This window comes from Deinococcus misasensis DSM 22328, assembly GCF_000745915.1.
GTDB classification, from domain to species: domain Bacteria; phylum Deinococcota; class Deinococci; order Deinococcales; family Deinococcaceae; genus Deinococcus_C; species Deinococcus_C misasensis.
Window position 1 is genome coordinate 1 of sequence record NZ_JQKG01000057.1, and the last position, 23,590, is coordinate 23,590.

Consider the following 23,590-nt stretch of genomic DNA (forward strand, 5'->3'; position numbering starts at 1 on the left):
AAGGTGATTGTGATTTCCAACGTTCCAGATGGCCTTTTGCTTGAACGTTATTTGAAAAGGTTCCGGATTGAATGTCTTTTCAAGAACCTCAAGTCTCTGGGTTTTCGGCTGGAGAACACCCACATGACGGATGCTCGGCACCTGGAACGTTTGGTGTGCCTACTGGCAGTGGTGTTCGTGTGGGCGGTGAAACTGGGCGAAAGGGTTCAGATTCCAAAAAAGAAACATGGTCGTTTGGCCCGGAGTGTCTTTCGGGTGGGGATTTCTCTGCTGCTGGAGTTATTCAGGAAGCCATTGTGGGCTTTACTGGAAGGCCTTCAGCTTTTGTTCCCCAAACTTGTCGGGTACTGAGGGACTGGACACAAAATCAAAAAACCTGCAAAAAAACCAGAGTCTTTGCGCTCTGGTCCTGAAAACTTTATTTTGTTGAACCGGGTTCAATTCACCAGTTGAGGGTTGAAGACCAACCGACCATTCTGGAAGTCGATCACCACCTGCGAGTTGTCCTGCACCTTGCCAGACAAAATCTCTTTCGCCAGAGGGGTTTCAATTTCTCTGGAAATGGCCCGTTTCAGGGGCCGTGCACCAAACTGAGGGTCATATCCAACGCGTGCCAGATGGTCTTTGGCACTGTCGGTCAGGTTCAGGGTGATCCGGCGGTCCGACAGGCGGTTTCTGAGGCCAGAAAGCTGGATGTCCACGATTTTGCGCAGGTCCTCGTTGCCCAGAGCATCAAACACGATGATGTCATCGATGCGGTTCAGGAACTCGGGTCGGAACTGGCGTTGCAGTTCGGAGACCACCTGATGCTTGGTGGCTTCGGTGATGCCTCCGTGCTGGGCAGCGTCCAGAATCAGGTGGGAACCCACATTGGAGGTCATGATGATCACGGTGTTGCGGAAATCCACGGTGCGGCCTTGACCATCGGTCAGGCGACCATCATCCAGCACCTGAAGCAGGGTGTTGAACACGTCGTGGTGGGCCTTTTCAACCTCGTCCAGCAGGATCACGCTGTAAGGTCTGCGGCGCACCGCTTCGGTCAGTTGACCCCCTTCTTCGTAACCCACGTATCCGGGAGGGGCACCAATCAGGCGGGACACACTGTGTTTCTCCATGTACTCGGACATGTCGAGGCGCACCATGGCGTCTTCGGTGTCAAACAGGAAGGCAGCAAGGGCCTTGGCAAGCTCGGTTTTCCCGACCCCGGTGGGGCCAAGGAACACAAAGCTGCCCAGAGGACGCTTCGGATCGTTCAGACCTGCTCTGGCACGGCGCACGGCATCTGCAACGCTCTGGATGGCCTCGTGCTGCCCGATCACCCGTTTGTGCAGTTCATCTTCGAGGTACAAAAGTTTTTCGCGTTCGCCTTGCAGCAGCCTTTCCAGAGGAATGCCAGTCCAGCGGGAGACAATGGAAGCAATGTCCTCATCGGTGACTTGCTGGTGGGCAAACTCGGCATTCTTGAGCTTTTTCTCCATGTCCTGCACTTCTTTTTCAAGCTGGGGGAGTTTGCCGTATTTCAGCTCGGCAGCCCGGTTCAGGTCGTAATTGCGCTCAGCGTGCTCGATGTCGGTGCGGATGCGGTCCAGCTCTTCGCGTTTCTGCTTGATGACCACCAGTTCCTGACGCTCAGACTCCCAGCGGGTTTTCAGGTGTGACAGGTCTTCGGTGATGTCCTTTAAGAGGTGTTCCAGATCGATCAGGCGGTTCTGGGACTCCTCGTCTTTTTCTTTCTTGAGGGCTTCCCGTTCGATTTCCAGTTGCAGTTTGCGGCGTTCCAGAGCATCAATCTGCTCTGGGCTGGATTCCAGGGCCATGCGCAGGCGGGCTGCCGACTCATCGATCAGGTCGATGGCCTTGTCTGGAAGCTGACGGTCAGCAATGTAGCGGTGCGACAGGGTGGCCGCAGCCACCAGAGCCGGGTCGGTGATTTCCACGTTGTGGTGCAGCTGGTAGCGCTCTTTGATCCCGCGCAGAATCGAGATGGTGTCCTCTACAGAAGGCTCTTCCACATAGACCGGCTGGAAACGGCGTTCCAGAGCGGCGTCTTTCTCGATTTCTCGGTACTCTTTGAGGGTGGTGGCCCCGATCAGGTGCAGTTCGCCTCGGGCCAGAGCGGGTTTCAGCATGTTGCCTGCATCCACGGCCCCCTCGGCTTTGCCTGCCCCGACAATGGTGTGGATCTCATCGATGAACAGGATCACTTCGCCTGCACTGTCGATGACCTCCTGAATCACCCCTTTGAGGCGCTCCTCGAATTCACCGCGGTACTTGGCCCCGGCCAGCAAGCTGCCCATTTGCAGGGTCACGATGCGTTTGTTTTTCAGACCCTCTGGGACATCTCCCTTGACGATGCGCTGGGCCAGTCCCTCTGCAATGGCGGTTTTCCCTACGCCGGGTTCACCGATCAATACCGGGTTGTTTTTGGTGCGGCGCAGCAAAATTTGCATGCTGCGACGGATCTCCTCGTCGCGGCCAATCACAGGGTCCAGTTTGCCTGCTCTGGCCCTTTCGGTCAGGTCCAGACCGTATTTTTCCAGAGCGTCAAAGTTCTGCTCGGCGGTTTTGGTGGTCACGGTTTTGCCTCCTCGGGCTTGCAGCAGTGCTGCTTTCAGGTCTTTGAAGGAGGGCAGGGCCTTGCCACGGTACTCGCCACTGGCAGCCACCAGAAAAGTGTCTGCGGCGATGAAACTGTCCTGCAACTCCTTTGCAAGGTCTTCGGCTTTGTTGAAGATGTTGGGCACGCTTGAATCCAGATACATACCAGCACCACTGCTCACCCTTGGCAGGCGGGTGAGTTCTCCGCGCAGGATGTTCAGGGCTGCCGTGGCGTTGCCTCCGGCCAGTTGGACGACTTTGTGGGTGTTGGTGTCAGAAAGAAGGGCAATCAGCAGGTGGAGGGGAGCAATCTGCTGGTTCTGGTTCTGGGTCGCCAGCTGCTGGGCCTCCTGAAACGCCTGCAATGCGCTTTCGGTGAAACGCTCGGGGTTCATGGTGCCTCCTGTTTTGAGGGTAAGAAATCTGCTGCCGGTTTGCAGTCAGATGGTTCACGGATTTCAGGCTGAGGGAACACTCAACTTCATTGATTCAATAATATAAGTTGAGTGTACTATTGTCAAGTTTATTGAGTTTTTGTGTCTGGCAAGCAAAAAAGAACCCGAGGGTTGCTCGGGTTCAAAAGGTTCAGGCAAAAGGGATCAGGCAGACTTTTTCAGGGTCCAGAGGTGCAAAGCCACCGCCAGCAAGAAAAGGGCTCCAGCTGCAATCAGCAAATGAAACACCTCGGGTGCTTGTTGGGCCAGATACCAGAGGGGAAGGTCGGTGCGGTCTGTGGATGCCCCTTCTTGTGCCCTTAAAGTTTCAGATCCCAGAAATCCAGCCAGTGTTGCCAGAAAAAGGGTGGGCAAGTAAGCCAGTCCAATCATGACCTTAACACCTGTACCAGCCTCGGACTTGATCATCAGGTTTGTTGCGCCGTGTTCTTGTTGCATCATGTTTTGGTTCCTTGCTATTGCAGAAATACAGCATTCTGATCATGAAAGGTTTGGTTTCAATCTGCTCCAATCTACTCCATTGCCTTACACAGCCAGAGTTCAATTTGAACCTGATTCAGGTGGGTATTTTATTTCGCCAGTTTGATCAGGGTTTGCAACTTCCAACTGTTGTCCCACTCGGGAAAAGGAACCCCATTCACATAAACCGAAGGGGTGCCCCACACCTGCACGTTTTTTCCAGCTGCCATGTGCCCATCAATCAAGGCCTGATGCTGCCCAGAGGTGTAACAGGCTTCGAATTTTTCGGTGTCCAGATCCAGACGGCTGGCCAGACTGACCAGTGCATCCTGAAGTTCGGTTCCCGATTTGCGGATCCAGCCTGTGGTTTCAAACAGGTAGTCGGCGTACTCCCAGAATTTGCCCTGATCCCTTGCACATTCAGAGGCCAGAGCGGTTGGGACAGCATTTTTGTGATAGGGCAGGGGATAATGGTAATACTTGATGTTGACCCCCTGTGCAGGCAATTTGGCCTTCCAATCTGCAAGGACCTCTTGTGACAGGACTTTGCAGGCCGGGCACTGGAAATCGCTGAAAACCTGCACACTGACTTTGGCATCAGGGTCGCCATACACCACGGCATTCTCAGGGAAATCTTGCAAGCTGCGCTGGATCAGGTTGATTTTCAGGACGTAGCTTTTGCTGTCTTTGCCCTGAAAATGGATCTGGTAACTTCCGGAGTCATCGGTGAAGGTAAAACCCTCTGGTGATCGCACCTCTGGCAGGTGGGGTTTGATCTTTTCGCTGAATCCGTCTTCAAAATAAAGGTCTGGAAACATGATCCTGAAAGGCAGGTCCAGCTTGCTCAATTGCACAGCATGTTTGAACACCAAAGTGGCTCCGGTCACCTGCCCTTTTTTTGTTTTGGGATAGACCTTGTAGGCGTCGTTTTGATAGACCCCTTTTTGCCCAGCCACAGGGGTCAGCCGCAAGTGTTTTGCAAAGTTCTGTTCTGTTTGTAAAAACTGGGCAGAAGCCATGCTGAGCAGCATCAGACCCAGAGCTGACATTTGATGCTTGACGTGTTGCATCGGGTTCCTCATTTCGCGAGTTGAATCAGGAGTGAAATTTCATTCCAGTCGGTGGGATTTTGCACTTGAAATCCACCCACGTAAATGGCGGGCATGTTGCCCGGAAAGAGGGATTCGCTGCTGAACATCTGGTTTTTGACCAGGGTTTCGGTGGCTGCGTCTTTGCGACAGGCGGCAAAGGTGGCGGCATTCAGCTTCAGGGTGTTGGCGGCCCCAGAGATCCAGTTTTCAACTTGCTCGGGGGTTTGACGCACCCATGACCAGTCGCTGAAGGCCAGATGGGCAAAGTCCCAGAATTTGCCTTGACGGCCTGCACATTCAGAGACCACGGCCATTTTGAAGGCATGCTCGTTGTGTTCCTGAGGGGCATGGTACATTTTGATGCCCACCCCAAGTTTGCTGGCCTCTTTGATCCAATTGGGCAACTGGTTGTTCCACATGCTGCGGCATTGTGCACATTGAAAATCATTGAAGATGTGGATGTTCAGTCTGGCGTTGGGTGCAGCCGTGGTGAAACTGGTGTTGGGAAAACTGTAATTCTGAAATTGATGGCGTTCGAGCGTGACCACATAACCGTTGTTTTTGGCGGTGATGGTGTAAGCATTGAACGAATCATGAAAAACAAAGCCACTGGTGCTGTTGATTTTGGACTGGTTTTTTTGCAGGAAGGTCTTCATCTGATTGGCATATTGAGGATCATTGCCATATCCGCCCATGTGATTGAGGGCTTGAATCATCTGGTCGATGTTGCTGTTGGGCATGGTGAGCATGAAACGGGTGGCCACCCCCAGCTTTTCGGTGATGGTCAGACGGTGCCCATCAATCTGGTATTCTCCTGCACTGGCATAGACAAAACGCCTGAAGTAGGCATCTCCACCCAGCAGGTCCATCCGGGGTTTGAGCAGTTGGGCTTCTGCCAGGGTGCTGCCCAGAGTGAGCATCAGAAAGGCCGATTTGAAAAAAACAGAACGTGTCATGAAATGCTGTCCTCCAATAGAGAATCACAGGCCCATCAAAAAGGCACCATGGTTGATATTGTAGCGGAGGGCAGTTCAAAGGTGAAGCTGTGAAACATCAGGTCCTGTGGTTTCACAAGACCTGATGCACGAATTGATAAGGTTTATCTGGAAATTTGAATCAGGGTTTGCATTTCTTTCCAGTCGTTGTAATTGCTGACCTTGTAGCCATTCACATAAACCGAAGGGGTCCCACGAAGGCCTGCCTCCTGACCGGTTTGCAAGCCACGTTCCACTTTGGCTTTGAACTGGTTGCTGGTGACACAGGTTTCAAACTTTTTGGTGTCCATCTTGAGGGCACCTGCAGCTCTGGAAAAGTCTTTCAGGGCGTCTTTCTGGGATTTCTGGGTCCAGGTCCAGTCTTTGAACACGGCATCGGTGAACTCCCAGAATTTGCCTTGCGCTTCTGCACATTCTGAGGCTTCGGCTGCAATGAAGGCATTCTGGTGGTAACTCAGGGGGAAGTGGTGGTGCTCAATGCGAATCCCGAGGGTGCTGGCCTGCTTTTTCCAGTTGGCCAGCACGGTGGTGGCCAACTTCTGGCAGTAAGGGCACTGGTAATCGCTGAGGATGCGGATGGCCACTTTGGCTTTGGGATCGCCGTAGGTGGGCACATCTCTGGGGAACACCGACTCGGGGAACTGGTGGCGTTCCACGGTCAGGCCGATCAATTTGTCCTGTTGCAGGAGGGTGATGTTGTACATGCTGTCCTGATCGAGCACAGAAAGACCTTTGGACAGTTGTTTCTGGTTTTGTTTGAAAAAATTGAGGACGGGATCTGCGAAATCCTCGCCGTAGCCGGTCAGGTAAGCCACCATCTGGGAAGCGGTTTCCAGTGTGGCGGTGTTGCTGGTGAACTCGGCTTTCAGAACCAGTCCGGCTTTGCTGGTCAGTTTGAGGGTGTTGAAGCCTTTTTTGTAACTGCCATCGGCGGCTTTCTGATAGCCCTGAAAAAATTCCGAATTGAGGATGAAGTCTGGTGGGCTCATCAGTTGGGCCTGTGCAACCCCAAGGCTGGTGAGGGCGAGGGCAAGGATTCTTTTCATGTCTGTTTTATGATAAATGGGAACAGCACAAGTCAGGTGAGCAAATCATCTTGCCAACCGGCTCTGTTTTGTATATAACATAACAAGAGAGGTCATTGTGCAATTAACAGAAGCTCAGGTGCTCAGCCTTGCTCCCGATGACGCGTCCCAGAAAGCGGGCCGTGGCCTCAGTGGTCCCAAAAAATGGGTGACCCTCGGGGCCAACGAACAGGCCCTCTGGGGAGCGTGTCAGGGCAGTGGCAGCAAACCTTATCAGACCCGCATCGATTTCAGCGATTTGAGCAGCAAATGTTCCTGTCCCAGCCGCAAATTCCCTTGTAAGCATGCCATCGGCCTGATGCTGATGTATGCCACTTCTCCTGCCAACATCAAAGACAGCACCCCTCCAGAGTGGGTGCAGGAATGGCTGGATTCCCGGCATGCCAAAAAAGCCGCCAAAAAAGAAAAAGAAGACAAACCCGTTGACGCTGCCCAGCAAACCAAACGCCAGCAGGCCAGAGAAAACAAGGTCGAGGGGGGCATTGGGGAGCTTAAAGTCTGGCTCTCAGACCTGATGCACTCTGGTCTCGCCCAGATCAGCACCCAGACCTTCAAGGACCGCGAAAACATGGAGCGTCGCCTGATTGATGCGCAAGCCCCCGGTCTGGCACGGATGGTTCGCAATCTGGACTTCAGTGTGAATGGAAATGGTTACCCCACCTCCCTGATGCGGCAACTCGGGAACCTGTTTTTGCTGACGCAAGGTTTCGAGCGTCTGGACACCCTCCCAGAGACCTTGCAACAGGATGTGAGGACCGCGATTGGGTTTCCGCAAGACCAGAAAGCCCTCTTGGAGCAAGAGGGCCTGAAGGACGACTGGCTGGTGATTGCCCAGAAACTCGAATCCGACGAACGCCTGTGGTCACGCCAGACCTACCTGTATGGCCTGAGCAGCCACAAGTACGCTCTGGTGCTGGATTACGCCCACGGTCAGCCCAGTTTCAACACGGTTTATGTGGTGGGAACGGTGCTTTACGCCGAGGTGGTGCACTTTCCCGGCAGTTTCCCTTTGCGGGCACTGGTCAAACAGTCCAGTGTGATGCTCACCGATCAGGAGCCTCTGGCTTACCCGAGCATCAACGCAATGCTGGACGGTTACGCTGCTGCTGTGGGCCTGAATCCGTGGACCATGGCGTTTCCGGCCCTGATCTCTGGCATCACCATCAGCAAAGAAGCATCCGGTCCAGTGTTCAGGGATCAGGAAGGAAACCTGCTCTCCAACACCACCTACGACCACGATTTCTGGGTGCTGCTTGCAGTCTCTGGGGGGCATCCGATCACCCTGTTTGGGGTTTACACCGGAGAGACTTTCATGCCTCTCAGTGCCCTCTCTGAAGGCACCGTCATTCCTTTGAAAGGAGGCATGGCATGAGTCCCCTGCTCATCTGGGAAGACCTCAAAAAACAGGTGTTGCTGGGAACCGCCAGACAACCAGACCCCATTGCACTGCCAGAGGGTTTGCCTTCTGCGCAAGGTTCTGCAGAGATGCAAGCCCTGTTTGGCATTTCCGCTCTGGGGACCTACCTCAGGGTCGCCACTGAACCTCAAAAAGCCCCTCCAGCTCAGGGAACCCCTGCACTTCCAGAGGTCCTGCCCGAGTGCAGCCCTACGGCCAGTTCGATCCTGCAAACCGTGCAGGCCACCTCGGTCCTGATCCTGCCAGAGGCTCTGGCCTTGCTGCAAAAAAGAGGTTGGCGTGTGCCCCACGCCCTGATTCCCTCCTTGCTGGAATCTGCCACCGCAGACAGTGATCTCAGGTCTGCTGTGCTTTCCGTGATGGGACAGCGTGGAAACTGGCTGGCAAGGCAAAACCCCCGCTGGAAATGGGCTGTGCAGCTTCAGGAAGACACCTTCCAGTGGGAAGAGGGGCTGCCGCAAGAACGCAGGCAATTTCTGGAAAAGCTGCGCCTGACCGACCCTGCACAGGCTCTGGACTTGCTTTCTTCAAGCTGGAAACAGGAAAAAGCCGCAGACCGCGAAAGTTTCCTGCAAGCTTTGCATGTCGGCCTCTCTGGTGCAGATGAGGTTTTTCTGGAACAGGCCCTTTTGGACCGTGCCAAAGGGGTGCGGGAAAAAGCTGCTGAATTGCTGGCCCAGCTTCCCGAGTCTGCCTACCAGAAACGCATGCAGGAGAGGGGAAAACAGCTCCTTGTTCGCAAGCCGGTCAAGCTGTCCATCCTCAAGAAAATGCAAGGACACCCGGAGTTCGCTCTGGAGGTGCAGCTCCCAGACACCCTTCCTGAAGATTGGAAACAGGACCAGATTCAGGAGAAAAGCCAGACTTATGGGCTCGGGGATAAGGGATCATGGATGGTGCAGGTGATCATGCACATCCACCCTGATTTCTGGACCCGTGAATTTGGGATTTCGGCGCAGGCGTTCTGGGAACTGGCTGCACAGAACAAGGACTGGGGAAAGCACATTCTCCCGGCCCTCACAGAGGCGGCCAAATTGCACCGGGTTCCAGAGTGGCTGGATGTCTCCCAGAATTACCACGGCGCACTGATGCTGGACTTTTACCCCACAGAACAGCACCAGAAAAGCCTTGAGAACTGGTTGGAGAAAAACCGCCTGCCGGATGCCCATGTGCTCAAGAACTTTGCAGAATGGACCCCGGAACTCTCCCTCAAAGTCCTGCACGTTTATTCCAAACAACTGAAGACCATCAACCCCAACAATTACAGCAAGCAGTACGAACTGGAGCGTTACCTGCACCACATGGCCCTGTACCTGCACCCTGAAACCCTTCAAGAAACCATCATGACCCTGCCCAATTACCCACAGGTGGAACACCTGATTGACCTGCGGATTCGCATGCACAAGGAGATCTGAACATGAGTGACGTCTTGCGCCAACACGCCGAAAAACAATTTGCCCACGAACTTGCTGCCCTGCAACACTTCGATGACCGCCCGAAACCCCCGAGCTGGAAACTCAGCCCCTCTGCGGTGATCACCTACCTGATGGGTGGTCAACTGCCTGATGGTACCGAAATTTCGGCGAAATACGTGGGAAACCGCCGTCTGATGGAAATTGCGGTGTCCACCCTTGCCACCGACCGGGCACTTTTGCTGTACGGGGTGCCCGGAACCGCCAAAAGCTGGGTGTCCGAGCACCTTGCAGCCGCCATCTCGGGCGATTCGGCCTTGCTGATTCAGGGCACCGCAGGCACCAGCGAGGAAGCCATCCGTTACGGCTGGAATTACGCCAAACTGCTCTCCGAAGGCCCGAGCCGCGCTGCTCTGGTGGACAGTCCCCTGATGCGGGCCATGCAGGACGGCAAACTCTGCCGCATTGAAGAACTGACCCGCATCCCCAGCGACGTGCAGGACACCCTGATCACTGTGCTCTCCGAAAAAACCCTGCCTGTCCCAGAGCTGAACACCGAAGTGCAGGCGGTCAAAGGCTTCAACGTGATCGCCACCGCCAACAACCGGGACAAAGGGGTCAATGAACTCTCCAGTGCACTGAAACGCCGTTTCAACACCGTGATTTTGCCTGTTCCAGACAGCGCAGAAGAAGAAATCCAGATTGTGCAAAAGCGGGTCACGGACCTCGGGCGTGCACTGGAAATCCCCAGCGAACCCCCGGCCCTTGAAGAAATCCGCCGCATCGTGACCATCTTCCGCGAACTGCGCAACGGCATCACCGAAGACGGCAAAACCAAACTGAAAAGCCCCTCGGGAACCCTCTCGACGGCAGAAGCCATCTCGGTGGTGGGGCAGGGCCTCAGCCTTGCAGCGCACTTTGGAGACGCCATTTTGCGCCCCCACGACGTGGCCGCAGGTCTGGTCGGGGCCATCGTCAAAGACCCTGTGCAGGACAAAGTGGTCTGGCACGAGTATCTGGAGACCGTGGTGAAAGAGCGCTCGGGGTGGAAGGATGTTTATCGGGCCTGCAAGGAAGTCAGTTGATGTCGATTCCCCCAGAGTTGCAGGCATGGCATGACCTCTTGTTGACCCTGAAAGCTGTGCATGAAGTGTCAACAGAGGCACCCATGACGGGAGAACTGGATGCGGAGCAATTCCATTTGCCCCACATGGCTGAACTCCCTTTGGGGATTCTCAGAAGACAGACCCAATTGACACAACCAGAAGTGCTTTTGCAGACCACATTGCGACTTCTTCCAGATGCAGATGGATGGCGAACTCTGGATTTTCTGGCGTGGTTCACCCGTGATTCATCCCGTGGGAAAACCCCCATTCAATTGCGTCTCAGTGCCTTGCCTCCTGTGATGGGTGAGCATGTGCAGTTGGGGCGAACCATCCGTGTCTATCTGGAATTTTTCATCCCTGAGCCCCAGCAGGATTACAGCAACACCAAACGCATGCTCATGGATAGCACAGGGCATTTGAAAAAGGTGATCGACCTGTATGATGCCTTGCTGATTGAACGAAATCAGCCTTCCTTAAGAAAGGACCTCTGAATGATCCAGCTCCTGACCTTCCTGCAAACCCGAGCTTTCGCGGGTGTCCCTCTGGGGGCAACCCCCGAGGAACTCAAAGCCGCTCTGGGTGAACCCACTTACGAATACACCGACACTTTCGCCCACACCATTGAGTACGGGCTGTTTGAATTTGCCTTCACCCCCAAAAGCAAAAAACTGTACATGATCCACACGCAGGATTTTGAGGTGCCAACCCTGGGCAGCACCAACGCTCTGGACCCGTGGGTGCTCAAATCTGGCGTGCACATTCTGGACACCATGCGTGCAGCAGAAGAAGCCGGACTGCAATACACCTACGACCCCGAGAACCTCACCCTGAAATTTGCCTCCGGTGTGGATCTGGTGTTCTACGGAGAGACCCCTGCAGATTCCACCCTGTATTCCATTGAGGCGCGGGACATGGGGCTGTACCAGTCAGACTCTGGGGAGTGAGGTCAGGGTTTCTGGGGATGTGTTGAGGTGCTCTGGTGAGGGATGCTGGGGGGATGGTGTGAAGGCAAGACATGATGTTGCATAAGAGGCGAAACATGGTCTTGCCAAGGTGGGTTGCTTAAGGGGCGAGACATGTTGTTGTAAGAGGGCGAGGCACGCCTCGCCCCTACAAAAGCCCAGTCCAGCAACAAATCTCTCACACCGGAAAGTGGCTGAACATGCAAAAGAAAAGGAATTCTATTCGATTGAGAAATTACAATTACGCCTCTGGCGGAGTCTATTTTGTGACCATTTGTACCCACCAGAGGGAACCCTTGTTTGGCGAGATTCAGGAAGGCCAGATGATCCTCAATGATTTGGGACAGATTGTGGACCAAGAATGGCAGACCACAGCTCGTTTGAGGTCTTGGGTTGAATTGGATGCGTATGTTGTGATGCCAGACCATTTTCATGCCATTTTGGTTTTGCACCTCGATTCGGATCCTGTAGGGGCGAGGCGTGCCTCGCCCTTGCCCACCCCCTCGTCCTTGCCCACCCCCTTGCCGTCAATCTCATCCACCCTCTCGCCTAAGCCCTCCATGTCACCAACAGACATTGACGAGAAATCAGGCGTTCGTAAAGCCGTTGCAGGATCTTTGGGATCAGTGATCGGGGCCTTCAAATCTGCGGTCACCCGAGAAATCAACCTCAAACGTAACACCCCTGCCTTTCCTGTCTGGCAACGCAACTATTTTGAACGGGTGATTCGGAACGATCAGGAATTGACCCTCACCCGTGAATACATTGCCACCAACCCTTTGGAGTGGCATCCTGACGAGGAGTACGCATGAGTGTGCATCTTTTTGGCATCCGGCACCACGGCCCAGGTTCCGCCCGCAGCTTGAAAACAGCTCTGGAGCGTCTGGACCCCGATGTGATCCTGATTGAAGGCCCCCCAGAGGCCGAGCCCTTGCTGAATTTTCTGGATTCTGAAGACCTGAAACCTCCAGTGGCGATGCTGTCTTACGTCCCAGAGGACCCCAGCAGGTGTGCCTTTTTCCCTTTTGCGGATTTCAGTCCAGAGTGGATTGCCATGAAGCACGGGGCTGCAAGTGGGGCTCGGGTGCGTTTCATGGACATGCCTCAGGTGCACTGGCTTGCCCCGCGTGAGGTGGCCTCTGAGGAAGCTTCCAGCCCCTTTCAGCAGGACCCGATTTCCCATCTGGCAGAGGTGGCGGGTTACTCGGACAGTGAACGCTGGTGGGAGCACCACGTGGAGTTGCGCGGCAACGAGGAAGGCATTTTTGATGCCGTGCTCGGGGCGATGGGGGCCTTGCGTGAGGTGCTGTTCACCGGTGAGGGCGCGCCTGTCCCTCAACCCTTTGAGCAGCAACGCGAAGCCTTCATGCGGGAGGCCATCCGCAAAGCCCAGAAGGACGGTTTCCAGAGAATCGCGGTGGTGTGCGGTGCGTGGCATGCTCCAGCCCTTCTGGATCTAGGCAATGCCAAAGCAGACAAAGCCCTCCTGAAAGACCTCCCCAAAACCAAGGTGGCCATGACTTGGGTCCCCTGGACGCACGGACGCCTCGCATTCAGCAGTGGGTATGGGGCCGGGGTGGAGTCGCCGGGATGGTACGCCCACCTCTGGCGCAATCCCGAGAACCCCACCATTTCTTGGATGGTGCAGGTGGCGCAGCTTTTGCGTTCCCGAGATCTGGACGCCTCCAGTGCGTCAGTCATCGAGGCGGTCCGTCTGGCCGAAACCCTCACTGCCCTGACCAAACGCAAAATTCCCGGTTTGCCTGAACTGATGGACGCGGTTCGTGCCGTGCTGTGTTTTGGCGATGACACCATGGTGCAGGTGATCCATCAGGAACTCATCCTCGGAGAGGAACTCGGAACGGTGCCTCAGGAGGTCCCGAGTGCCCCTCTGGCACGGGATTTGCAGGCTTTGCAGAAACGCCTGAGGTTGCAGCCCTCTGCGGGGTCTAAGGATATCGATCTGGACCTCCGTAAAGAGAACGACCTGGAGCGCTCCCAGTTGCTGCACCGCCTGAAACTGCTCGGGGTGAACTGGGGAGAGGTGCGCCCAGTGTCCACCAAAGGCACCTTCAAAGAAGGCTGGACCTTGCAGTGGCAACCCGAGTACGAAATCCACCTGATCGAAGCTGGACGTTACGGCCAGACCGTGATCTCTGCTGCCGAAAACAAGGTGCTGGAAGGCCTTTCCAGAGCAGCAGCGCTCCCAGAAGTCACCGAAACCTTGCAGCACACCCTGCTGGCCAGCCTGCCACAAGCCACCCACCGCAGCATCGAGAAACTCAGCGAACTGGCCGCCAGCAGCACCGATGTGACCCACCTGATGCAGGCGATTCCCAGCCTCGGGCAGGTGGCAAGGTACGGCAACGTGCGCCAGACCGACACCACCTTGCTGCTTCATGTGCTCGATGGCCTGATTGCCCGCGTGTGTGTTGGGCTTTCCAACGCGGTGGCCTCTCTGGACGATCAGGCTGCAGGACACATGATGGAACTCGTACAGAGCACCCACGCGGCTTTAAGGAACCTGCAAAACGAGGAGCATCTGGCCCAGTGGAACAGCACCCTCAAAAAAATCTCCGTCCAGAGTGGTGTACACGGACTGGTGATTGGACGGGTGGTGCGCCTGCTCAGCGATGCACGCATTCTGGACCCTTCAGAGGTCGGAAAAGCCTTCCATCTGGGCCTCAGCAACCCCGAGCCTGAACAGGCCGCCCACTGGGCCGAAGGCTTCCTGAAAGGCAGCGGACTGGTCCTGATCCACGACCAGAACCTCTGGAACCTGCTCGACCAGTGGGTGTCTGACCTCTCCGAAGAGGGCTTCCAGCGCATCCTTCCCCTCATGCGGCGCACCTTCTCCACCTTCGCTCCAGCAGAACGCCGGAAGCTCGGGGAGCAGGCCAAACAGGGACAGGGAACTGTGGTGCTCAGGGACACGGTGGGGGTCAATGTGGCTCGGGGTGAGAAAGTGTTGCCGTTGCTGAATGTGCTTCTGGGGAATGCATGATGAGCCGAGGGCCAAGGGCCAAGGGCCGAGAGCCGAGGGCAACTGAAGGAAGGTCTCTTTCTGCATTTCCAGATTGTTTTTAGAAAGCTTTAGCAAGTGCTTTACGAATGGCCCTCGGCCCTGTGCACTCGGCTCTCGGCTTTAAAAGGAGAAAACCATGAACCTGCGTGACCTCATCCCATCCGACTGGCAAACCGTTTTGAGCGAAGTTTTGGACTCTCCCAGATTTGCTGCTCTGGAGAAATTCCTCTCTGAGCAGTACGAAAACCACACCGTCTACCCCCCCAGAGAAGACCTCTTCACGGCCCTGAGGCTCACCCCTTACGAGAATGTGCGGGTGTTGATTCTCGGGCAGGACCCTTATCACGGAGCAGGGCAGGCGCATGGCCTGAGTTTCAGTGTGAAAAAAGGCATCACCCCTCCGCCTTCTTTGAAGAACATCTACAAGGAACTGAAAGAGGATGTGGGTTTCAAGGTGCCCAAACACGGCAACCTGACCCACTGGGCAGAGCAGGGGGTGTTGCTCCTGAATGCCGTGCTGACCGTGCGTGAAGCCGAACCCAATTCCCACGCCAATCAGGGCTGGGAGGAGTTCACCGATGCGATCATTCAGGCGGTGAACCGCAAGGGTGAAAGGGTGGTTTTTATCCTCTGGGGCAGTTACGCTAGAAAGAAGAAGAAGCTGATCCACGGCCCACAGCATGTGGTGCTGGAATCCGGTCATCCGAGCCCCCTGAGCGTCAAGCATTTTCTGGGCAGTCGCCCGTTCAGTCGCACCAATGCGGTTCTGGCGGAGCAAAACTTGCCCACCATCGACTGGCAACTCCCGGAGGGGTGAATGTCTGAACAGTGGATTGCGGAGAGCCTGAGACAGATGTTCCCGGCCATGCAGGTCCGGGTCCGGGAAGGTCAGGTCACCTTTTCGCTTCCCAGCATGAAAGGTTCCGTGCGCGAATTTGCCCGTCAGGAGCACCCGACCATGGTGCAGGTGGGGCTCGAATTTCAGGTCTTTCTCGAGCGTTTTCCCCAGTCGGTGCCTTTAAAAGAGCACATCACCGAATTTGGGCAGGATGCACAGGAAGCCATCCACGAGGCCTGCCGCAACTGGCGCAACTCGGTTTACGAGGTGCTCTGGCAGTGCACCGAGAACATGGAGCCCGAGTATCAGGTGTTCAGCTTGAATGCCGAGTTTGGCCTGTTCCGCTCGTGGAAGGTGTATGTCGGGACGCCTCAGGTCAGGGCTCCGAGTCCAGAGGCCCGTGCTGCGGTGTTGAGCCATTTTCACTCGCAACCGTGGGTGGAACTGGTGAACCAGCGGGCCATCCCAGCCGATTTCACCGAGTTTGGGGTGTACGACTGGCGTCTGGTGATGCACTCCATGGAAGGCAACGAACCCTTTGCCGAATGCCTCCTGAACGGTGAGCCGTGGGAACTCGGGACGGAAGCCGTGCTGGACCACACCCTGAAGCCCAGAGGTCCGTTCAAACTGTTCAAAGTCCACTTCATTTTCATTCCCGAGGAGCAGCGGGTGCTGCAAGCCGGAGAGATGCGCAACCTGATTCACCAGATGCAGGCCCGTCGTCGGCAGTGGTGGCAATTCTGGAGGAGAGATTAAATGGAATCCAATCGACTGGAACGCTGGCGTCTGATTCTGGGCGGTGAGCAAGACGGCACCGGCTGCAAATTGCAAGGCGAAGCCCTGCGCATGGACAAAGCCCTCGAAGCCCTTTACGATTCAGACCGCTCGGGAGGACTGGGGTCCAGTGCCCCCAAAGCGGCAGCGTGGCTTGGAGACATCCGCAAATTCTTTCCCAGCAGTGTGGTGAAAGTCATGCAGCGCGACGCTTTCGAGCGTCTCGGGATGGAACGCATGCTCCTCGAACCCGAGTTCATGGAAAACGTGGAGCCCAACGTGCATCTGGCCGCCACCCTGATTGGCTTGCAGTCGGTGATGCCCAACAAGGTCAAGGACACCGCCAGAGTGGTGGTGCGCAAGGTGGTCGAAGACCTCGAACGCAAGCTCTCTGAACCCATGCGCGAGGCCATCACTGGAAGCCTGAACCGGGCCATCCGCAACAACCGTCCCCGGCACAGCGAGATGGACTGGAACCGCACCATCCGGGCCAACCTCAAGCACTACCAGCACGACTACAAGAGCATCATCCCAGAGCGCAAAATTGGCTTTGGTCGCAAGAAGTCTGCCCTGCGGGACATTGTGCTGTGCATTGACCAGTCGGGCAGCATGGGCACTTCGGTGGTGTACTCCAGCATTTTTGGAGCGGTGATGGCTTCCATCAAATCGGTGAACACCAGCATGGTGGTGTTTGACACCGAGATTGTGGACCTCACGGACCAGCTTTCAGACCCTGTAGAGGTGCTTTTTGGCATCCAACTGGGCGGAGGCACCGACATCAACCGGGCTCTGGCCTACTGCGAAACCCTGATTGACCGTCCAGAGGAAACCATCCTGATCCTCATCAGCGACCTGTACGAAGGCGGAGATGAAAAAGCCATGATCCGCCGTGCAGCGCACCTGAAAGCCTCGGGGGTGCAGGTGGTGGCTTTGCTGGCCCTCAACGACGACGGTCAACCCTCTTTTGATCACCGTGTGGCCGAAGCTTTCTCGGGTTTTGACATCCCGAGTTTCGCCTGCACACCGGACCAATTCCCGGATCTGATGGCTGCAGCCCTCCAGAGAAGACCCCTCTCAGAGTGGGCAGCCAGTCAGAACATTGTGCTGGCGGGTGGGCCTTCCAAAGCGAACTGAAAAGGTGCATGAAAAAACCGCCTCTGATCGATGCAGCAGAGGCGGTTGAAGTTTCAGTGTTTCTGGGCTTCTTGCAACTTGGGCAAAGGACGCAGGTTCTTGAGGAACAGCAGGATGTCTTGAGCGGTTTCTGGAGCCCAGCGGTTCATGTGCAGGTGACCTCCGGGCAGCAAGAGCTTCACGCTGTCCGGGTTGTTGCCATGCAAACGGTAGAACTTTTCGCCGTTGTCAGCAAAAGGCACGGTGCGGTCGTCTTTGCTGCCAATCACCATCATGGGGATGCTGGATTTGAAGTTCTCCAACATGGGATCATGCAATGTCATCTCTGTGGTGCCTTCAGGGGCCTGATAAGCCACCTTGATTTCCTCCGCTCTGGAGGCATCTGCACCCCCATAGGCCCCGAGCATGTTCACTCTGGCATCCATCAGGATCAGGGCTGTGACGGGGTAAAGCTGCCTCTGGACACTCAGACTGGCTGGCAATCCGCCCATGCTGTATCCCAGAGCATAGGTTTTTCCATTGAAGTGAAAGCTTTTGCTGGCTTCGGTCCAGACAGATTTCAGGTAGAGCAGGGATTTTTCATTGCCCCAGGTGTTGGGACCAGCATCGTTGCTGATCAGCACCGCAACGCCTTCCTCCACAAAATTCTGAAAGAAGGACATCAGGTGGGGTTTTTCAAGGGTCGCATAAGAAGTGTTGCCTCTGGAGTGGGACACCACCATCATGCTGCACGCCTTCTTGGCGCAATCGTGGGGAACCCACAGGAAGGCATCTCCATCTGTGTGGGGAAGCCTCAAAAGGGCACCGGGACCACTCGGGGTGATTTTGCCTGCACTGGCATTTGCCAGCAAGCACAGGGAAAGAACAAACAGGCCAAATCTCACAACGGGTCAGTGTACCAGTCCAGACCTGTCACAAGTATGAAAATTCAGGGGGGTGTCTATGTGAAGGGGAGTTGATGAAGGCCAAAGTGTATGCCGAGGGCACGTCAAGCCAAGGCAGAAGGCACAGATGCCGAGGGCCAAGGGCCGAGGGCTAAAAAGGCTTTGGCTGGAGTAATGCAGGGCGAGGCATGCCGTCTTATGCAAAACGAGGGACCGCAGGCTGGTCCCTCTGCCCGCTCGCCCCTACATATCCCTTGACCATTTCTGCCACGCATAGCACGATGCTCTCGGCTCTCGGCTCTCGGCTCTCGGCTCTCGGCTCTCGGCTCTCGGCTCTCGGCTCTCGGCTCTCAGCTCTCGGCTCTCGGCTCTGTCTTGGCCCTACTACGCGCTCACTGGACGACCAGTTTCGCGCTGGGCCGCTCGGCTCTCGGCTTCAGGGCAACGTATAGCCCCTACAACCACAAAGGCTCACTGTACGCGCAGACCTTCCAACTCCTGATACAACTCCCGTTCCCGCTCACTGAGTTCTCTGGGCACCTGAATCTGGATGGTGACCAGTTGATCTCCGGTGTGGTCCTTATGCTTCCACCCGAGCCCCCTCAGGCGCAGGGTTTTTCCGCTGCTGGTGCCTGCAGGGATGGTCAATTCCACGTTGCCTTTCAGGGTGGGAACTTTCCACTTGCCCCCGAGCACTGCCACAGTCACCGGAACAGCCACGGTCACCCGCACGTCGTTTTCGTCCAGGGTGAAGTGAGGATCAGGGTTCACATCCAGACGCAGGATGATGTCACCTCCGCCCGGAGCCTGACCGCGCAAACGCAGTTTCTGGTGGTGTTTGGTGTAAGGAGGAATGTTGATTTCCAGACGCTTGCCATCGATCTGGATGGTTTTGGGACCCCCCGTGTAAGCCTCCTGAAAGGTGATGTTCAGGCTGGCCTGCAAGCTCTGGGGCTGGGCCTGAGGTTGCCCTTGAAACCCACCTCCGAACATGTCTCCGAAAGGAAAGTTTCCAGAGCCTCTGGCAGATCCTCCGCGTCCTCCCATGCCGAAAAGCTGCTGAAAGAAGTCGCTGAACTGGCTCGGGTCAAATCCACCTGCACCCCCCTGAAAGTCCTGAGGGTTGAAACCACCGCCGGGGTAACCGCCGGGTGGAACCTGTCCGGTGGACCCGAACTGGTCGTAGTACTTGCGTTTCTCCGTGTCAGAGAGGACCGCATAAGCTTCACCGATTTCTTTGAACTTTTCGGCAGCAGAGGGGTCCTCTTTGTTTTTGTCTGGATGGTACTTCTTGGCAAGCTTGCGGTATGCCGATTTGATTTCATCTTCGGAGGCGGTCTTGCTCACCCCGAGGATGTCGTAATAGTCCTTATAGGCCATGACTCACCTCCTGAGAGAAGTAAAAAGTTCACAGTTTACAGTTGACAGTCAGGACAACGAGGAGCATTCAAAACTGTGAACTGTTCACTGTGAACTGTTGACTGACTTTACTTCTTGCTGACCACCACGCGGGCGGGACGCACCAGTTTGCTGCCGATTTTGAAGCCGGTCTGGTACACCTGCACGATCACATCGTCCTGTTCGCCGGGAACCACGGTGAGGGCTTCGTGGAAGGCGGGGTCAAAGGTTTCCCCTTCTTTGCCGGTCTGTTCCAGTCCGAGTTTCTCGAAGGTGCGCAGCAGGTTGTTGAGCACCCCTTGCAGGCCTCCGACCACACTTTCAGGGTTTTGCTGGGCGGCCATCAATGCGCGTTCCATGTCATCGTGGATGGGGAAGATGGTTTCAGCAGCTTTGGCAACCCCGGCGGTCTGGGCATCCAGCACATCCTGATTGGTGCGTCTGCGGTAGTTCTCGAAGTCGGCGAGCAGACGGGCGTATTTGCCTTTCAGGTCGTTCACTTCTTTTTCGAGTTCATCGGCACGCTGGAGTTGCTCCATCATCTTTTGGACCCCAGCCATCATCTCTGGATCGAGGTTGTCCGGATCAAAAGGGTTGCCGTTTTCGGTGTCCTGGGTGTCATTGTCATCGACCTGGTCTTCGGTCAGGTGCTGGTTTTTCAGGTTGTCGTCGGTCATGGGGCCTCCCTTGAAGTGCGTCCTTGTGAAAAGGTCAAGTTTGTGAAAAAAGGGCGAGTTGTGAAAAGGGGCGAGGCATGCCTCGCCCCTACAGGGTGTCATTTTACAGATGAAATCAGTCTGCGGGTTTGAAGTCGGCGTCGATCACGTCGTCATCGGCCTTCTGGGCACCCTGAGGTTGACCTCCCTGTGCCTGTCCGTCCTGACCCTGTGCGCTCTGGGCTGCACCGGCAAGGTCGCGGATGGCCGCTTCCAGACGGGATTTGATGTCGTCCAGTTTGCTGTTGTCGGCATCGTCTTTGATGGCCTGCTCGGCTTCATCGGCGATGGCTCTGGTTTTGTCTTTGAGGTCCTGAGGTGCAGAAGCGTAGTCCTCAATGGCCCCCAGAGCCTGAATGCGCACGCTGTCGAGGGTGTTTTTCTTCTCGGTGCGTTCTTTGCGCTGTTTGTCGGCGTTGGCGTTTTGCTCGGCTTCGCGCACCATGCGGTCCACTTCACCTTTGTCCAGGGTGGTGGTGTTTTCGATGCGGATGCTGGCTTCTTTGCCGCTGGACTTCTCGCGGGCAGTGACGTGCAGGATGCCGTTGGCGTCGATGTCGAAGGTCACTTCAATCTGGGGCTGTCCGGCACGCATGGGGGGGATGCCTTCCAGTTTGAAACGGCCCAGAGATTTGTTGTCGGCGGCCATGGGGCGCTCACCTTGCAGCACGTTGATTTCCACGCCGGGCTGGTTGTTTTCAGCGGTGGTGAAGACTTCGGTCTTCTTGGCGGGAACGGTGGTGTTGCGGGTGATCAGGGGGGCAATCATGCCACCTTTGACTTCCACACCGAGGGTGAGGGGGGTCACGTCCACGAGCACGATGTCACCGAGGGCAGAGTCACCGGTGATGATTCCGGCCTGCACAGCAGCACCCAGAGCCACGGCTTCGTCAGGGTTGACGCTTTCGTTGGGTTCTTTGCCCATGATGTCGCGCACGATGCGCTTCACGGCGGGGATGCGGGTGGAACCGCCCACCAGAATCACTTCGTTGATGTCGCTGGCGCTCAGTTTGGCATCGCGCAGGGCTTGCTGCACAGGGTCTTTGACACGGCGCAGCAGGTCGGCGGTCAGTTCTTCGAACTTGGCGCGAGACAGGGTGCGTTCGAGGTGCAGGGGGGTGCGGGTCTCGGGGTCAAAGGTGATGAAGGGCAGGGAGATAGTGGTTTCGGTGGCGCTGGAAAGCTCGATTTTGGCTTTCTCGGCGCTTTCGATCAGACGCTGCAGGGCCTGTGGGTCCTTGGTCAGGTCGAAGGTGTTTTCTTTCTTGAATTCGGCCACCAGCCAGTTCACGATGGCGTGGTCGAAGTCTGCTCCCCCGAGGTGGGTGTCACCGCTGGTGGATTTCACTTCGAAGACCCCGTCACCGAGTTCCAGGATGGTCACGTCGAAGGTACCGCCCCCGAGGTCGAAGACCAGCACGGTTTCGTTGCCTTTGCGCTCAAGGCCGTAGGCCAGTGCAGCGGCGGTGGGCTCGTTGATCACGCGGAGCACGTTCAGGCCTGCGATTTCTCCGGCTTGACGGGTGGCTTCACGCTGGCTGTTGTCAAAGTAAGCGGGCACGGTGATGACCACGTCTTTGATTTTGCTGCCGACTTTGGCGCTGGCATCGTCCACCAGTTTGCGGAGCACTTCGGCGGAGACTTGCTCTGGGGCGAGGTCTTTGCCGTTCACTTCAATTCGGACGGAGCCGCCGGGGCCTTCTTTGACCTTGAAGGGGCTGCGTTTGGCTTCTTCTTTGACTTCGTCCCAGCGGCGACCAATGAAGCGTTTGACTTCAAAGAGGGTGGCGTGGGGGTTCAGGGCGGCCTGACGTTTGGCGATTTGGCCCACCAGACGGTCTTCGCCTTTGTATGCGACCACGGAGGGGGTGGTGCGGGCACCTTCGGCGTTCACGATGACTTCGGGCTTGCCACCTTCCATGACGGAGATGACAGAGTTGGTGGTTCCCAGGTCGATTCCTACTGCTCTAGGCATGTTCAAGCTCCTTTACAGTGCTTTGGTGTTTTTTCTTCCAGCAAGCCATAAACAGGCTTGTTACTATGATCATCATAACGGTGAATGTGATCTTTGTCAATAGACTTGAGTGTATAACACTCAATAATTGTAACGAAAAAGTTCAGGCTTTGTCTGCTTTTGGGGTCCCCATTCATAGCTTTGTAAGCAAAACGTGCCTAAAATAGGAACATGAACCTCAGGGGCCTCAATTATTGGTGGGTGTTTCTGGTGGTGGCGATTCTGGCCATCATGATCAGCGTGGCCGTCCGCAACACCCCAAACACCGCAGTCAGCATTGGCGACTTCCAGAAAGACCTCCAGGGCCAGAAAATCCAGTCGGTGACCCTGATTCCAGAAGGGCCGACCACTGAGGCGCGCGCGCTCCTCAAAGACGGCAAAACCGTGGTCAGCGTGCGTACCCTGAGCAACGACCCGGTGCTCAGCACGGCCAACCTGACCAAGTACGGGGTCAACATCAACATCCAGCCCATCAGCAACTTCAACTGGTGGAACCTGATCCTGCCCCTCACCTCGGTGGGCGTGTTCATCTTGTTGATCCTCTGGATGAACCGCAGTGCCCGAGCCAACTCAGATGCAGGCGTGACCCAGTTCAGCAAGTCCAGAGCGCACGTCCTCACAGAGGGGAGCATCAAACTCACCTTCAGTGACGTGGCCGGCTGCGAAGAAGCCAAGTACGAACTTCAAGAAGTCGTCGAATTCCTCAGGAACCCCGAGCGCTTCCATGCCCTTGGAGCACGCATCCCGCACGGCATTCTCCTTGTAGGACCTCCCGGATCAGGCAAGACGTTGTTGGCCAAAGCCGTCGCAGGTGAAGCCCGAGTCCCCTTCTTCAGCATCAGCGGTTCAGACTTCGTTGAAATGTTCGTCGGTGTCGGAGCCGCTCGGGTCCGTGACCTCTTCGAGCAGGCCAAGAAAGCCGCACCCTGCATCGTTTTCATCGACGAAATTGACGCTGTCGGACGCAAACGTGGCCTCAACGTCGGGGGCGGAAACGACGAACGGGAACAAACCCTCAACCAACTGCTGGTCGAGATGGACGGTTTCGAAAGCAAGCACGACATCATCATCCTCGCAGCCACCAACCGCCCAGACGTGCTCGACAACGCCCTCCTGCGTCCCGGACGCTTTGACCGTCAGGTGGTCGTGGATGCCCCCGACGTGAAAGGCCGAGAGCAAATCCTGAGGATTCATGCCCGCAAGAAACCCCTCGACCCGAGTGTGGAC

The 23,590-nt window shown here is 56.0% G+C and carries 20 protein-coding genes and 1 pseudogene; 12 read left to right on the top strand and 9 right to left on the bottom strand.

Translation table 11 applies throughout. The features are described 5' to 3' along the window. Positions 1-351, top strand: a pseudogene (locus Q371_RS27805) (IS4 family transposase); the annotation flags it as partial. 86 nt (positions 352-437) lie between these two features. On the opposite strand, the gene clpB reads toward Q371_RS27805, so the two are convergent. From clpB to Q371_RS20900, 5 genes are all read right to left on the bottom strand, one after another. Next, positions 438-2,993 carry an ATP-dependent chaperone ClpB gene (clpB, locus tag Q371_RS20880; RefSeq protein ID WP_034344129.1) on the bottom strand — a complete coding sequence of 852 codons (2,556 nt, stop codon included), beginning with the start codon at positions 2,991-2,993 and terminating at the stop codon, positions 438-440. Positions 2,994-3,197: 204 nt separating this feature from the next. After that, positions 3,198-3,494 carry a hypothetical protein gene (locus tag Q371_RS20885; RefSeq protein WP_034344130.1) on the bottom strand — a complete coding sequence of 99 codons (297 nt, stop codon included), beginning with the start codon at positions 3,492-3,494 and terminating at the stop codon, positions 3,198-3,200. Between the two features lie 128 nt (positions 3,495-3,622). Next, positions 3,623-4,582 (bottom strand): DsbA family protein, encoded by a 960-nt coding sequence (locus tag Q371_RS26140; RefSeq protein WP_051964955.1) that lies wholly within the window; start codon positions 4,580-4,582, stop codon positions 3,623-3,625. 8 nt (positions 4,583-4,590) lie between these two features. Then, on the bottom strand, positions 4,591-5,559 hold the full coding sequence (locus Q371_RS20895; protein ID WP_034344132.1) for a DsbA family protein: 969 nt from the start codon (positions 5,557-5,559) through the stop codon (positions 4,591-4,593). Between the two features lie 143 nt (positions 5,560-5,702). After that, positions 5,703-6,644 carry a DsbA family protein gene (locus Q371_RS20900; protein WP_034344133.1) on the bottom strand — a complete coding sequence of 314 codons (942 nt, stop codon included), beginning with the start codon at positions 6,642-6,644 and terminating at the stop codon, positions 5,703-5,705. A 97-nt stretch (positions 6,645-6,741) separates the two neighbouring features. Between Q371_RS20900 and Q371_RS20905 the strand changes: the two genes are divergently transcribed. From Q371_RS20905 to Q371_RS20950, 10 genes are all read left to right on the top strand, one after another. Further along, positions 6,742-8,055 carry an SWIM zinc finger family protein gene (locus Q371_RS20905; RefSeq protein ID WP_034344135.1) on the top strand — a complete coding sequence of 438 codons (1,314 nt, stop codon included), beginning with the start codon at positions 6,742-6,744 and terminating at the stop codon, positions 8,053-8,055. After that, positions 8,052-9,515 (top strand): DUF5691 domain-containing protein, encoded by a 1,464-nt coding sequence (locus Q371_RS26145; RefSeq protein ID WP_051964958.1) that lies wholly within the window; start codon positions 8,052-8,054, stop codon positions 9,513-9,515. The genes Q371_RS20905 and Q371_RS26145 overlap by 4 nt, the downstream gene beginning before the upstream one ends. A gap of 2 nt (positions 9,516-9,517) precedes the next feature. Continuing rightward, a complete protein-coding gene (locus Q371_RS20915; protein WP_034344136.1) occupies positions 9,518-10,597 on the top strand; it encodes an ATP-binding protein in 1,080 nt (359 codons plus the stop codon). Next, positions 10,597-11,109 (top strand): hypothetical protein, encoded by a 513-nt coding sequence (locus Q371_RS26150; protein ID WP_051964960.1) that lies wholly within the window; start codon positions 10,597-10,599, stop codon positions 11,107-11,109. Before Q371_RS20915 ends, Q371_RS26150 begins: the two co-directional genes overlap by 1 nt. Further along, on the top strand, positions 11,110-11,562 hold the full coding sequence (locus Q371_RS20925) for a hypothetical protein (protein WP_034344138.1): 453 nt from the start codon (positions 11,110-11,112) through the stop codon (positions 11,560-11,562). A 578-nt stretch (positions 11,563-12,140) separates the two neighbouring features. Then, a complete protein-coding gene (locus tag Q371_RS27810; RefSeq protein WP_211253876.1) occupies positions 12,141-12,392 on the top strand; it encodes a hypothetical protein in 252 nt (83 codons plus the stop codon). Next, positions 12,389-14,584, top strand: coding sequence for a DUF5682 family protein (locus tag Q371_RS20935; protein ID WP_034344142.1), 2,196 nt, complete (start codon positions 12,389-12,391; stop codon positions 14,582-14,584). The genes Q371_RS27810 and Q371_RS20935 overlap by 4 nt, the downstream gene beginning before the upstream one ends. A gap of 157 nt (positions 14,585-14,741) precedes the next feature. Beyond that, positions 14,742-15,422: a uracil-DNA glycosylase gene (locus tag Q371_RS20940; RefSeq protein WP_034344143.1), complete on the top strand. Its 681-nt coding sequence runs from the start codon at positions 14,742-14,744 to the stop codon at positions 15,420-15,422. After that, complete coding sequence (locus Q371_RS20945; RefSeq protein ID WP_034344145.1) at positions 15,423-16,199, top strand: DUF6348 family protein; 777 nt, start codon at positions 15,423-15,425, stop codon at positions 16,197-16,199. It begins immediately after the preceding gene. Then, positions 16,200-17,351 (top strand): vWA domain-containing protein, encoded by a 1,152-nt coding sequence (locus Q371_RS20950; protein ID WP_034344146.1) that lies wholly within the window; start codon positions 16,200-16,202, stop codon positions 17,349-17,351. A 53-nt stretch (positions 17,352-17,404) separates the two neighbouring features. Here Q371_RS20950 and Q371_RS20955 read toward each other — a convergent pair whose 3' ends face one another. The 4 genes from Q371_RS20955 to dnaK form a co-directional block, all read right to left on the bottom strand. Next, positions 17,405-18,235: an alpha/beta hydrolase family protein gene (locus Q371_RS20955; protein ID WP_051964963.1), complete on the bottom strand. Its 831-nt coding sequence runs from the start codon at positions 18,233-18,235 to the stop codon at positions 17,405-17,407. 471 nt (positions 18,236-18,706) lie between these two features. Beyond that, entirely contained in the window at positions 18,707-19,615 is a 909-nt protein-coding gene (locus tag Q371_RS20960) for a J domain-containing protein (RefSeq protein WP_034344147.1), read from the bottom strand. Positions 19,616-19,722: 107 nt separating this feature from the next. Beyond that, positions 19,723-20,310 carry a nucleotide exchange factor GrpE gene (locus Q371_RS20965; protein ID WP_034344148.1) on the bottom strand — a complete coding sequence of 196 codons (588 nt, stop codon included), beginning with the start codon at positions 20,308-20,310 and terminating at the stop codon, positions 19,723-19,725. Positions 20,311-20,425: 115 nt separating this feature from the next. Further along, entirely contained in the window at positions 20,426-22,324 is a 1,899-nt protein-coding gene (gene dnaK, locus Q371_RS20970; protein ID WP_034344149.1) for a molecular chaperone DnaK, read from the bottom strand. Positions 22,325-22,534: 210 nt separating this feature from the next. On the opposite strand from dnaK, the gene Q371_RS27955 reads away from it, so the two are divergent. Continuing rightward, positions 22,535-23,590 (top strand): ATP-dependent metallopeptidase FtsH/Yme1/Tma family protein (locus tag Q371_RS27955; protein WP_034344150.1); only part of this gene is annotated, 1,056 nt, incomplete at its 3' end.